We start from the raw sequence: 12,638 nt of genomic DNA, 5'->3' as shown, positions 1-12,638 counted from the left end.
AGCTCTAGAGTCGCCGCACGCACACCCTGGTAAACCTGCAGAACCAGCCGCTGTTACCTAGCCACTGTTACGAAGCGCAGTGGCCAGGCCGTTCATCGTCAGCTGGATACCCCGACGCACCTGATCGCTCTCGTCGCCGGAACGGTACCGACGGATCAGCTCGACCTGTAGATGGTTGAGTGGTTCGAGGTACGGGAACCGGTTGTGAACCGAACGCTCGAGGCCCGAGTTGTCGGCAAAGAGGTTCTCGTTGCCTGTGATTGCCTTGTACATGCGAATTGTGCGTTCGTGCTCGTCGGTGATCATTCCGAAGACTCGATCGCGCAGTTCGGCGTCGGGCACGAGGTCCGCGTAGCGGGCCGCCAAACCGAGATCAGACTTCGACATCACCATGGCCATGTTCGAGAGCACGGTTCGGAAGAACGGCCACTTCTCGTACAGGGCCGTCAACGTGGCAAGCCGAGTGTCGTCTCCGTCTATCCATCTTTCGAACGCGGCGCCGGTTCCGTACCAACCCGGAAGCATCACGCGAGACTGACTCCACGAGAGCACCCAGGGAATGGCACGCAGATCGGAAATCGCCTTGGTCTGCTTGCGAGAGGCCGGACGAGAGCCGATGTTGAGTGCTCCGATCTCGGCGACCGGTGTCGACGCTTCGAAGTATTGCACGAATCCTGGTGTGTCGTGCACCAATTCGCTGTACGCGGTGCGGGCGAGTGCCGCCAACTCGTCCAACACCGCGTAGGCCGCATCTGCGTCGCTGCCAAGACCTTCGACGTCGAGCAACGTCGACTCGATAGTCGCGGCGATGAGTGTTTCGAGGTTGCGGTGCGCCAGACGCGGTTCGGCGTACTTGGCCGCAATCACCTCACCCTGCTCGGTGATTCGCAGAGAACCAGCGACTGCGCCGGGGGGCTGCGCGAGAATCGCTTCGTAGCTCGGTCCGCCGCCACGTCCGACGGTTCCGCCGCGGCCGTGGAAGAGCCTCAACCTGATTCCGCTCTTACGCGCGGCATCGACGAGGTCGAGTTCGGCACGGTACAGCGCCCAGTTGGCGGCCAAGTACCCGCCGTCCTTGTTCGAGTCGGAGTACCCGAGCATCACTTCCTGACTGTCACCACGAGAACGGACGATCGCACGATAGATCGGGATGTCGAGCGTCGCCAGCAATGTGTCGGCGCCGCCCTGCAGATCCTCGATCGTCTCGAACAACGGGACGATTCCGATCGGGCAGGAGGGCTCGCTATCGACGCCCGGATCGAGCACTCCAACCTCTTTGAGCAGCACCGCAGCTTCGAGCATGTCGCTGACCGAGGTACACATGCTGATGATGTAGTTGGGTACTGCGCCCGCTCCGAGAACCCGCACTGCCTTGGCGCCGGCCGCCATGATGGCCAGTTCCTTGGTGGTCAATTCGCTGAACTCGGCGTCCGGCGAAGTCAGTGGTCGCCGCGTCGTCAACTCGGCCGACAGCAGTTCGACTCGATCGGCTTCCGGCAAGGACGTGTAGTCCGGGTGAACTCCGGCCCACGCCAGAAGTTCTGCGACGACGCTTTCGTGTACCTCGGAGTTCTGCCGCATGTCCAGACCGGACAGGTGAAAGCCGAACACCTCCACCGCTTCTCGGAGCCGATCGAGTCGATCGTCGGCGATGGTCTCGTCGCCGAAACGACGCAACGAGGTGTCGATGATTCCGAGATCCCGCTGCAGTTGTGCCGGGTCGGTGTACGCCTCGAGACCTTCATCAGCACCGTGGGCGGGCAACTCCCCCAGTACCGTCAGTGCGGTTGCGCTCAATCGCCCGCGGATACCGCGAATCGCACGACGGTACGGCTCGTCGGCCCGGAATGCAGAATCGTCGCCAGAGGTAGACGCCAGCAGATCGAGTTCGGGCGTGACGGACACCAGCCGCGCCGACATCGACAGTTCACGCTCTAGATGTTCGAGTTCCTCGAGATGATGCTCGAGAGCAGTCGCCGCAGCGCGCGACGTGGCGCGCTGGACGATTTCGCCGGTCACGTACGGATTGCCGTCCCGGTCACCGCCAATCCACGAACCCGGCCTCAGGATCGGTTCCGGCAGGAGCCCGGCGTCCGGCCAACGCGTGCGCAGAGCTTTGCGGACCTCGGCATTGATCTTCGGAATCACCTCGAACAACGCCGCGTCGTAGTAGCGCAGGCCTACCTCGATTTCATCCTGGATACGGAGGCGGCTGAGCCGGATCAGAGCCGTCTGCCACAGGGTCAGAATCTGACGGCGCAATTGCAGATCGACATCAGCGGTTTCTGCGACGCTCAGCGCCGTGCGCTCGCGGTATCGCATCAACTCGGTGATCCGACTCTGCGTCTCGAACACCGTGCGGCGTCGAGTCTCCGTCGGGTGAGCGGTGATGACGGGCGAGACCAGGGCGCCCCGCAGCGCTTCTTCGACGGTAGCCGAATCGATATCGGCTGCATCGAGTTTGGTGTACGTGGCGGCGAGAGTGCTGTCGCGGGGCGGTTCACCCGCGTTGACGTGGATGGCCCGTCGACGCTCGCGGTGGATGTCCTCGGCCAGGTTGGCGAGCAGCGCGAAGTGACTGAACGCACGAATGACGGGAATGGCGTCGTCCGTACTGATTTCGGCGAACAGCGACACCAGTTCGGCGCGGTCGATCTCCGACCGACGGACTCGGAACGACTCGACACGGGCTCGCTCGACCAGATCGAAAACATTGTCGCCGGCTTGCTCTCGCACTATTTGTCCGAGTATTCCGCCGAGAAGCCGGATGTCTTCGCGCAGCGGCTCGGTGGCCTCTCGCGGTGTTTCTCGATGCGACGCGGTTTCAGTCATCACTCAATTATCGACCGAAACAAAGAACCCCGCTCGATAGGCGGGGTTCCGTGTCTGAAATTCGTGTGTGAAAAACTACCGGCTGCAAGTCATGAGCCGAGAATCAGGCGAACTTGATCTCCAGGCCGATGCCGACGATCGAAATGAGCCAGATCAACGCGGTGAAGACCGTCAACCGGTCGAGGTTCTTCTCGACAACAGTCGATCCGGACAGGCTGGACTGGACACCGCCACCGAACAGACTCGACAAACCGCCGCCCTTACCGCGGTGCAGGAGCACCAAGGCGATGAGGAGCAAGCTGGTGATGACCAGCAGGATATCCAGGAACAGTTTCATGTCTGTCTACGTCCACCAATCCAATAGGGACAACTACAACCGATAACACCATACAGGCGCGCACAGATAGCCTGACCACATACCCGCCTCGCACATGACTTTGCACCCGGCCAGGCACGACTCTTGGTCAGTGGCATCGATCACACTGTCGAGATACCGATTCAGTAGTTTTTCAGTTGACGCGACTCTACCTCCGAAAGGCCGGCTCCATGCTTTCCGACACTGCCCTGCCCGACACTGCCCTGCCCGACATACCCTTGCCTGACACACCACGTCTGGCTTCGATTCACAACTTCCGCGACGTGGCCGGCCCCGGGTACGTCACGACCAGCGGACAGGCGATGAGCCGCGGAGTTTTCTACCGCGCAAACGTGCTGACGCCCTCGCCTGAGGATCTTGCAATCGTGGAATCGCTGGGGCTGACCGCCGTCTACGACGTGCGCTCCGAAACCGAAGCGAACGAAACTCCCGACACCGTGCCTACGCCGGCGATGTACGCCCACATTCCCATCCTGTCCGGCAACATCCACGCCGAAGCGATGGCTCTCCGAACAGCGGACGCTGCAACAGCTTTCATGCAGAACATCAATCGCAGCTTTGTCGCAGACCCCGTCACTCGCAGCGGATTCTCGCAGTTGTTCGCCGCCCTGGCCACTACCGCCGGGCCGCAACTCTTCCACTGCACGGCAGGCAAGGACCGAACAGGCTGGGCAGCAGCACTACTGCAGACACTCGCAGGTGTACCGCGCGAAACGATCATGGCGGACTACCTGCTCACGAATACGTACTCGGCCGAGTACATCGATGCGACGGTCGCAACGATCGCCGCCGCCACAGATGCAGACAAGGGCGAGGTGATCCGGTTGCTGCTGTCCGTCGACGCAAGTTACCTGGGCGCTGCCTTCGAGCAGGTGGAGCACCACTACGGGACCGTCGAGAACTATCTGACCACCGGGTTGGACCTTGCTCCCGAACTCGTCGGCGCTTTGGAAACCAAACTCGTGAGCTGAATCCGGCGAATCAAAAAACTGCGGGCGTGTGACCTACTCGGTCACACGCCCGCAGTTCAGTGTCATACAGCTCAGTGTCATGCAGTGACAGTGTCCTGCAGTTTCCAGCTCACTACCCGATCACATCACGGGAGTGGACCGCCTGCAGCGATCGCAGACAGTGTCGCGAACTCGTCAGCCTTGAGCGACGCGCCGCCGACCAGAGCGCCGTCGACGTCGGTCTGGCCGACGATCTCTCCGACGTTCTTGGAGCTGACGCTGCCGCCGTACAGAACGCGAACGCCGGCTGCGACCTCGGCGTCGGCAAGTTCGGCAACTGTTGCTCGTACCGCAGCGCACACTTCCTGTGCATCGGCGGCAGAAGCGACCCGGCCGGTGCCGATGGCCCAGACAGGTTCGTACGCGATGACGATCTTGGAGATCTCCTCCGCGCTCAGGCCCGCCAATGAACCCTTGAGCTGGTCGACGTTGTAGGCAACGTGATCGCCCGCTTCGCGGATCTCGAGGCCTTCACCGATGCACACGATCGGCGTGAGGCCGTTCTTGAGAGCGGCCTTGGTCTTGGCGAGGACGGTCTCGTTGGTCTCACCGTGAAGGGTGCGACGCTCCGAGTGGCCGACCACGACGAAGGTGCATCCGAGCTTGGCCAGCATGGAGCCGCTGATCTCGCCCGTGAACGCACCCGAGTCCTGAGCCGAGACATCCTGCGCGCCGTACGTGAGGAGGAGCTTGTCGCCCTCGATCAGCGTCTGGACGCTACGGATGTCGGTGAACGGCGGGATGACCGTGACGTCCACTTTGTCGAAGTACTTCGCAGGCAAGGAGAAAGCGATCTTCTGCACCAGGGCGATAGCCTCGAGGTGGTTCAGATTCATCTTCCAGTTGCCGGCGATCAACGGCTTACGTGCCATGTCGGATCAGCCTTCCAGTACTGCGATGCCAGGCAGCTCTTTGCCCTCGAGGTACTCGAGGGAAGCGCCACCACCGGTGGAAATGTGCGAGAAGCCCTCGTCCGGGATACCGAGCTGACGAACGGCTGCTGCAGAGTCGCCGCCGCCGACGACGCTGAAGGCGCCCTTCTCGGTTGCCTCCACGATCGCTTCGGCGACACCGCGGGTGCCTGCCTCGAACTTCGGGAACTCGAACACGCCCATCGGGCCGTTCCAGAACACCGTCTTGGCTCCGGTCAGGATCGCGGCAAAGCGCTTGACCGACTCCGGTCCGATGTCCAGCCCCATCCAACCGTCGGGAATCTTGTCGAACGGAACGATCTTCGACTCGGCATCGGCCGAGAAGGAGTCCGCGACGACAACATCCTGAGGGATGTGGATGACGTCGGCGTACCGGTCGAGGAGACCCTTGCAGGTCTCGATCATGGACTCTTCGCACAGCGAATTGCCCACGGAGACACCCTGAGCCGCGAGGAACGTGTAGAACATTCCGCCGCCGATCACCAGAGTGTCGACCTTCGGTGCCAGTGCCTCGATGACGGCCAGCTTGTCCGAGACCTTGGAGCCACCGAGCACCACCGCGTACGGACGCGCAGCGTCCTGCGTGAGCTTGGCGAGCACCTCGACCTCGGCTCCGACCAGGTAACCGGCGTAATGCGGGAGCAGCTTCGCGACGTCGAAGACCGACGCCTGCTTACGGTGAACAACACCGAATCCGTCGGAGACGAATGCGCCGTCGTCACCGACCAGCTCGACGAGAGCCTTGGCGAGCTTGACCCGCTCGGCTTCGTCCTTGCTGGTCTCGCGAGGGTCGAAACGGATGTTCTCGAGCATCAGGACGTCACCATCGGTGAGTCCTTCGGAACGAGCCAGCGCGTCCTGTCCCACGACGTCACCGGCGAGTTGCACGTTGCGACCGAGGATTTCGGCCAACTTCGCGGCAACCGGTGCGAGGGAGAACTTGGGATCGGGCTGACCGTCGGGGCGCCCGAGGTGCGCGGTCACGATGACCTTCGCTCCACCCTCGGCAAGTGCCCGCAGGGTGGGAGCGGACGCGACGATGCGGCCCGGGTCCGTGATTTCTCCGCCATCCAACGGGACGTTGAGGTCGGAACGCACCAGTACGGTGCGCCCCTCGACCCCAGCGTCCAGCAGATCCTTCAGCGTCTGAACTGCCACTGTTATCGAAACTCCGCTCAGAGAGACTTGGCGACGAGGCCGATGAGGTCGGCGAGGCGGTTGGAGTAGCCCCACTCGTTGTCGTACCAGGAAACGATCTTGACCTGGTCGTCGATGACCTTCGTCAGACCCGAGTCGAAGATCGACGAGTGCGGGTCGGTGACGATGTCCGAGGAGACGATCGGTGCGTCGGTGTACTTCAGGATGCCCTTGAGGGGTCCTTCGGCAGCGGCCTTCATCGCGGCGTTGATCTCGTCGGCGGTAGCCGACTTCTTCAGGTTCGCGGTGAGGTCGGTGACCGAGCCCGTGGGGATCGGCACGCGCAGTGCGTAGCCGTCGAGCTTGCCGAGCAGCTGCGGGAGAACCAGGCCGATTGCCTTGGCTGCACCGGTGCCGGTGGGAACGATGTTGAGGGCAGCTGCGCGGGCGCGACGGAGGTCTGCGTGCGGAGCGTCCTGCAGGTTCTGATCCTGGGTGTACGCGTGGATCGTGGTCATCAGACCCTTGACGATGCCGAACTCGTCGTCGAGAACCTTGGCGATGGGGCCGAGGCAGTTGGTGGTGCACGAGGCGTTGGAGATGATGTTCTGGCTGCCGTCGTACTTGTCGTCGTTGACGCCCATCACGATGGTGATGTCTTCACCCTTGGCCGGAGCCGAGATGATGACCTTCTTGGCGCCGGCTTCGAGGTGTCCCTTGGCCTTTGCGGCGTCGGTGAAGATGCCGGTGGACTCGACGACGACGTCGACGCCCAGCTCGCCCCAGGGAAGCTCGTTCAACGGGCCGCGGTGTGCGAGGGCCTTGATGCGCTGATCGCCGACGACGATCGTGTCGTCACCGTCGAGCGACACGTCGTACGGCAAACGGCCGAGGATGGAGTCGTACTTCAGCAGGTGAGCGAGCGTCGCGTTGTCAGTCAGGTCGTTGACTGCCACGATCTCGATATCGGTGGTTCCGAGCGCCTTCTGCGCATCCACCGCCCTGAAGAAGTTACGTCCGATACGGCCGAAACCGTTTACGCCAACCCGGACAGTCACAATTCGCTCCTTTGACCATGATTCTGGTGTGCAACTTGACCCACGCATACTCCGAATCCGTGTGTGCACGACGCGGACGTGGGGTTCATCGGTCGATGTGACTCATACCCTAATGCGCGTGGCCCGAACGTGCGCAGCCCACCCTGACGGAGGGCAGGTCACCCCTCTTCGAGTAGCTCCACATTCACTGCGGATTCGGTGTCGGGTATGCCCGTTTCCTTCGCCTTGCGATCAGCCATGGACAGCAGGCGACGGATACGTCCGGCAACGGCGTCCTTGGTCATCGGCGGGTCGGCCAACTGGCCGAGTTCTTCGAGGGACGCCTGCCGATGCTCAACGCGCAGTGCGCCCGCCGCCGCGAGGTGATCGGGCACGTCCTCGCCGAGGATCTCCAACGCACGCTCGACGCGCGCAGCAGCCGCAACGGCAGCGCGAGCAGAGCGTCGCAGGTTTGCGTCGTCGAAATTGGCGAGACGATTGGCGGTGGCGCGGACCTCGCGTCGCATCCGTCGCTCCTCCCACACCAGGCGTGTGTCCTGGGCTCCCATTCGGGTCAGGAGATCGCCGATGGCCTCACCGTCGCGGATCACCACACGATCCGTTCCGCGAACCTCACGTGCCTTCGCCGAGATCCCCAGACGCCGCGCAGCTCCGACCAATGCCAGTGCAGCTTCCGGGCCGGGGCAGCTCACTTCGAGCGCCGACGAACGGCCGGGTTCGGTCAGGGAACCGTGCGCGAGGAACGCACCGCGCCAAGCTGCTTCGGCGTCGCCGACGCTTCCGCCGACGACCTGCGCAGGCAAGCCGCGAACCGGGCGCCCGCGAAGATCGAGCAGTCCCGTCTGGCGCGCGAGGGCCTCACCCTCCTTCGCCACACGCACGATGTAGCGAGCGGATTTTCGAAGCCCGCCCGCACTGAGTACGTGAACATCGGCACTGTAGGTGAACAGGTCGAATATCTCCCGGCGCAGACGTCGCGCCGTGGAGCCCAGATCCACCTCTGCTTCGACGACCACCCGGCCGCCGACGATGTGGAGCCCACCGGCAAAGCGCAGCAACGCGGAGACCTCTGCCTTGCGGCAGCTGACCTGAGTCACCACTAACCGGCTCAGTTCGTCCTTGACCTCCGCTGTCATTGCCACGAAGCGTTCTCCCTCTGTTCTTCGGATTGCTGTTCTTGCAGGGAAGACTGTGTCGAATCCCCTACTGCCGCACTGCTCGACAGTTCAGCCAGTACATCGGCCAGTTTTGCCGGATCGTGTACATGCGCTGCGCCCGGTGAGGTGTCCGCGACATCCGCGTACCTGACTTCGGCTGAAAATTGATCCGCCGCACGCTGCAGATGTTCACGTTCACGCCCGGCCGGTACCGACGCCGAGTCGACCACCACGTAGTCGACCCGAAAATCGGGCACGTGTTGGGAGAGTACGTGCAGGTGACGCTCTGCGGAGAATCCGGCGGTCTCCCCCGGCTCAGGTGCGAGATTGAGCACCAGCACCTTTCGAGCATTCGTCGACGACAGTGATTCGACAAGTTCGGGTACCAGTACGTGCGGGATCACGCTCGAGAACCACGATCCCGGGCCGAGAACCACGAGATCGGCACGATCGATCGCAGTCACAGCCTCGGGACACGCGGGCGGATTGGACGGGAGCAGTCTCACACGCCGAACCTTGCCCGGCGTGGTCGCGACGGCGACCTGTCCACGAATGCAGCGGCTGACGCGTGGGTCCTCTTCGAGTCCTTGAACGTCGGCTTCGATCTCGAGCGCGATCGGCGACATCGGCAGCACGCGGCCACGGATTCGCAGCAGTCGCGCCATCTCGTCGAGCGCGACGACCGGATCGCCGAGCACCTCGGTGAGTCCGGCCAGGATGAGATTGCCCACCGAGTGCCCGGCAAGTGCGCCGACACCGCCGAAGCGATGCTGAATGGTCCGAGTCCAGTCGACTATCTCGGGTTCGTCCGACGCGAGAGCCGCGAGCGCCATCCGGAGGTCACCGGGCGGGATGACGCCGAGTTCGGCGCGCAGCCGGCCCGACGAACCACCGTCGTCGGCGACCGTGACCACTGCGGTGACGTCGACCGTCAGGCGTCTGACGGCCTGGAGCGTGGCGAACAATCCGTGCCCGCCGCCGAGCGCGACGATGGCCGGCCCATCTGGCGTCTCCCGCGAGCTATGTGTCGGTTCACTCATTCGCGCCCCAGATCCCGGTGCACGATGCTGACCGAGATGTCGTCCTCGGAACCCAAACGCCTCGCGAGAGCTTCGGACATGGCCACGCTTCGGTGCTTACCGCCGGTGCACCCGACCGCAATTGTCATGTAGCGCTTTCCTTCTCGCCGATATCCGGCGATCGTCAAATCGACCAGATGTCGGTAGGTGTCTAGGTAGTCTTCCGCACCCTCGCGGGACAACACGTAGTCGCGGACGTCGGCATCCTGACCGGTGTGCGGGCGAAGTTCCGGGATCCAGTGGGGATTGGGCAGGAATCGAACGTCACAGACGAGATCGGCGTCCATCGGCAGGCCGTACTTGAATCCGAACGACTGGACCGTCACCTTCATCGTGCGGTTGGCATCGTTCCCGAACGCCGTTTCGATCTTCTGACGCAACTGATGTGCCTTCAGCGCCGACGTGTCGATGACCAGATCGGCGGCCGCCTTCACCACGGCCAACTGCCGACGCTCGGCTGCGATCCCTTCGGACAACGTGCCGTCGATGCCGTCGTTCTGCAACGGATGACTGCGGCGCACCTGTTCGAACCGTCGGATCAACACGTCGTCGGACGCTTCGAGGTACAGCACCCGAGTGTGGATCGGCTCCGCCTCGAGTTCGGTGAGCACCCACCCGAGATCGCCGGTGAAGAGTCGACTCCGCACGTCGATCACGACGGCGAGACGATCGACCGGCGGATCGGAGGTCAAGCTCAGACCGACCATCCGGGAAATGAGCTCAGGTGGCAAATTGTCCGCGACATACCAGCCGAGGTCTTCGAGCACCTTGGCAGCGGTACTCAAACCGGCTCCGGACAATCCCGTCACCAGCAGGAAATCCATCGTTCGACTGTCTTTGGCGCTGTCGGTAGTCACTGTGCACTCGGCCCCGTCGTCGGCATGGACAATTCTCGCGACTCGGAGCCCTCGTCACCGCTACCGGATTCGGCGCTTGGCGCGTCAGCAGAGGTAACAGACGATTCGGATTCCTTGTCCAGCTCATCATCCCCTACCGCGGCTGGCAGCGCTCGAGCTTCAGCACCCGCATCGGTTGCAGCCGAATCCGTGCCGAGTGCGGCCAGAACTGCTGTGGCTGTGGTCTCACCGATACCGGGGACCTGCATGATCTCCTCGACAGTTGCCGTTTTCAGCTTCGCCACGGAACCGAAGTGAGCCACCAGAGCAGTACGGCGAGTTTCACCGAGCCCCTTGACCGAGTCCAGAGCCGAAGCCGTCATCCGCCTCGAGCGCTTGCTGCGATGGAACGTGATCGCGAAGCGGTGGGCTTCGTCTCGGATGCGTTGCAGGAGGTACAACGACTCGCTCGTTCGGGGAAGGATGACCGGATCTTCTTCCCCCGGTACCCATACCTCTTCGAGTCGCTTGGCCAAGCCGACTACCGCGACGTCGGTGACCCCCAGCTCGTCGAGGACCGCCGCTGCGGCCGTGACCTGAGGGGCGCCGCCGTCCACGACGAACAGATTGGGTGGATAGGCGAACCGCCGAGGCCGGCCCGTCGCCGGGTCGATCGCCGCTTCGGGAGCCAGATCCCCACCGTCCGCGTCCATGGTCGACGCCGACGCAGCGAGAATGCCCAGGTCGCGGTTGTGTCGGAGGAACCGCCTGCGAGTGATCTCTGCGATACTCGCCACGTCGTCGGAATGACCGTCGCCGGCAGCTTCCTTGATCGCGTAATGGCGGTAGTCCGACTTACGCGGGAGCCCGTCTTCGAACACGACCAGTGACGCCACGACGTCGGTTCCCTGGACGTGACTGATGTCGATGCATTCGATTCGTAGCGGAGCCGAGTCCAGGTCCAGTGCTTCCTGGATGCCCTGAAGCGCCGCAGAACGCGAGGTGAAATCGCCGGCGCGCTTGAGCTTGTGCTGCGCCAGAGCCTCTTTCGCGTTTCGCTGGACCGTTTCGGCGAGGTCCTTCTTGTCGCCGCGTTGCGGAACCCGCAGTTGCACTTGCGATCCCCGAAGCTTGCTCAGCCACGCCTGGATCTCGGTCGCGTTGGCAGGCAGTACCGGCACGAGAACTTCCTTGGGAACGGCGCTGATCCCGGCCTCGGAGCCCGCTCCCGGGTCGAGTGCCGCCTGCTCACCGTAGAACTGGGTGAGGAACTGCTCGACCAGGATCGGCAGATCGGACTCGGCGTCGAGTGCGGCCCAGTCGATGGCATCGCCTGCCTTCTCCACGACCCATCCACGCTGACCCCGCACGCGTCCGCCGCGCACGTGGAACACCTGAACGGCGGCTTCGAGATCATCGGTTGCAAAGGCGACGAGATCGGCGTCGGTGCCGTCACCGAGTACGACGGCCTGCTTCTCGAGCGCCTTGCGCAAAGCGCCGATATCGTCACGCAGACGGGCCGCGGTCTCGAAGTCGAGGTCCTCGGAAGCCTGCTGCATGCGCTTTTCGAGATCTTTGACCAGCTTGTCCGTGCGGCCGGCGAGGAAGTCGCAGAAATCTTCGACGATCTGACGATGCTCCTCGGCGCTGACTCGCCCGACGCAGGGCGCCGAGCACTTGTCGATGTAGCCGAGCAGACACGGCCGGCCGATCTGGTTGTGTCGTTTGAAGACTCCGGACGAGCACGTTCGTGCGGGAAACACTCGCAGCAGCAGATCGAGTGTTTCGCGGATGGCCCAGGCATGGGAGTAGGGACCGAAGTAGCGGACGCCCTTGCGCCGCGGACCGCGGTAGACGAACAGCCGCGGGAACTCTTCGTTGAGCGTCACGGCGAGAACCGGATACGTCTTGTCGTCGCGGTACCGCACGTTGAACCGCGGATCGAATTCCTTGATCCAGTTGTACTCGAGCTGAAGCGCTTCGACTTCGGTACTGACGACGGTCCACTCAACGCTGCCGGCGGTGGTCACCATCTGCCGAGTACGGGGATGAAGTGTCGTGACGTCCGCGAAGTACGAGTTCAAACGTGAACGGAGGCTTTTCGCCTTTCCGACGTAAATGACCCGACCATGCGGATCGCGAAATTTGTAGACGCCCGGCGCAGCCGGAATGGTTCCGGTAGCGGGGCGGTAAGTCGAGGGATCCGGCACGGTTTCAGGTT

At 63.1% G+C, this 12,638-nt stretch carries 10 protein-coding genes; 1 reads left to right on the top strand and 9 read right to left on the bottom strand.

Features of this window, described 5'->3' with window-relative positions; genetic code table 11:
* Positions 1–57 precede the first annotated feature (57 nt).
* Complete coding sequence (gene ppc / locus RE4_RS10560) at positions 58–2,832, bottom strand: phosphoenolpyruvate carboxylase (protein WP_060938548.1); 2,775 nt, start codon at positions 2,830–2,832, stop codon at positions 58–60.
* 103 nt (positions 2,833–2,935) lie between these two features.
* Positions 2,936–3,169, bottom strand: a complete 234-nt coding sequence (gene secG, locus RE4_RS10555) for a preprotein translocase subunit SecG (protein ID WP_003944946.1) — start codon at positions 3,167–3,169, stop codon at positions 2,936–2,938.
* 209 nt (positions 3,170–3,378) lie between these two features.
* Between secG and RE4_RS10550 the strand changes: the two genes are divergently transcribed.
* Complete coding sequence (locus RE4_RS10550; RefSeq protein ID WP_060938592.1) at positions 3,379–4,179, top strand: tyrosine-protein phosphatase; 801 nt, start codon at positions 3,379–3,381, stop codon at positions 4,177–4,179.
* A gap of 125 nt (positions 4,180–4,304) precedes the next feature.
* On the opposite strand, the gene tpiA is transcribed toward RE4_RS10550, so the two are convergent.
* From tpiA to uvrC, 7 genes are all read right to left on the bottom strand, one after another.
* Entirely contained in the window at positions 4,305–5,090 is a 786-nt protein-coding gene (gene tpiA / locus RE4_RS10545) for a triose-phosphate isomerase (RefSeq protein ID WP_019748390.1), read from the bottom strand.
* Positions 5,091–5,096: 6 nt separating this feature from the next.
* On the bottom strand, positions 5,097–6,308 hold the full coding sequence (locus RE4_RS10540; protein WP_019748389.1) for a phosphoglycerate kinase: 1,212 nt from the start codon (positions 6,306–6,308) through the stop codon (positions 5,097–5,099).
* A 17-nt stretch (positions 6,309–6,325) separates the two neighbouring features.
* Positions 6,326–7,345: a type I glyceraldehyde-3-phosphate dehydrogenase gene (gene gap, locus RE4_RS10535; RefSeq protein WP_003944851.1), complete on the bottom strand. Its 1,020-nt coding sequence runs from the start codon at positions 7,343–7,345 to the stop codon at positions 6,326–6,328.
* A gap of 158 nt (positions 7,346–7,503) precedes the next feature.
* Positions 7,504–8,481 (bottom strand): DNA-binding protein WhiA, encoded by a 978-nt coding sequence (gene whiA, locus RE4_RS10530; protein ID WP_021344225.1) that lies wholly within the window; start codon positions 8,479–8,481, stop codon positions 7,504–7,506.
* On the bottom strand, positions 8,478–9,542 hold the full coding sequence (locus RE4_RS10525) for a gluconeogenesis factor YvcK family protein (protein ID WP_060938547.1): 1,065 nt from the start codon (positions 9,540–9,542) through the stop codon (positions 8,478–8,480). Before RE4_RS10525 ends, whiA begins: the two co-directional genes overlap by 4 nt.
* On the bottom strand, positions 9,539–10,438 hold the full coding sequence (gene rapZ / locus RE4_RS10520; protein WP_003944872.1) for an RNase adapter RapZ: 900 nt from the start codon (positions 10,436–10,438) through the stop codon (positions 9,539–9,541). Before rapZ ends, RE4_RS10525 begins: the two co-directional genes overlap by 4 nt.
* Entirely contained in the window at positions 10,435–12,627 is a 2,193-nt protein-coding gene (gene uvrC, locus RE4_RS10515) for an excinuclease ABC subunit UvrC (protein ID WP_060938546.1), read from the bottom strand. The genes rapZ and uvrC overlap by 4 nt, the downstream gene beginning before the upstream one ends.
* Between the last annotated feature and the right edge of the window lie 11 nt (positions 12,628–12,638).

This window comes from Rhodococcus erythropolis NBRC 15567, from assembly GCF_001552595.1.
GTDB lineage: Bacteria > Actinomycetota > Actinomycetes > Mycobacteriales > Mycobacteriaceae > Rhodococcus_F > Rhodococcus_F erythropolis.
Note: the sequence above shows the minus strand (reverse complement) of the source record. Positions and strands in the feature narration are given on the sequence as shown.

Excerpts from the sequence above, each read along its gene's own strand:
- ppc (WP_060938548.1), bottom strand. The coding sequence starts at position 2,832 with ATGACTGAAACCGCGTCGCATCGAGAAACACCGCGAGAGGCCACCGAG.
- secG (WP_003944946.1), bottom strand. The coding sequence starts at position 3,169 with ATGAAACTGTTCCTGGATATCCTGCTGGTCATCACCAGCTTGCTCCTC.
- RE4_RS10550 (WP_060938592.1), top strand. The coding sequence starts at position 3,379 with ATGCTTTCCGACACTGCCCTGCCCGACACTGCCCTGCCCGACATACCC.
- tpiA (WP_019748390.1), bottom strand. The coding sequence starts at position 5,090 with ATGGCACGTAAGCCGTTGATCGCCGGCAACTGGAAGATGAATCTGAAC.
- whiA (WP_021344225.1), bottom strand. The coding sequence starts at position 8,481 with ATGACAGCGGAGGTCAAGGACGAACTGAGCCGGTTAGTGGTGACTCAG.
- RE4_RS10525 (WP_060938547.1), bottom strand. The coding sequence starts at position 9,542 with ATGAGTGAACCGACACATAGCTCGCGGGAGACGCCAGATGGGCCGGCC.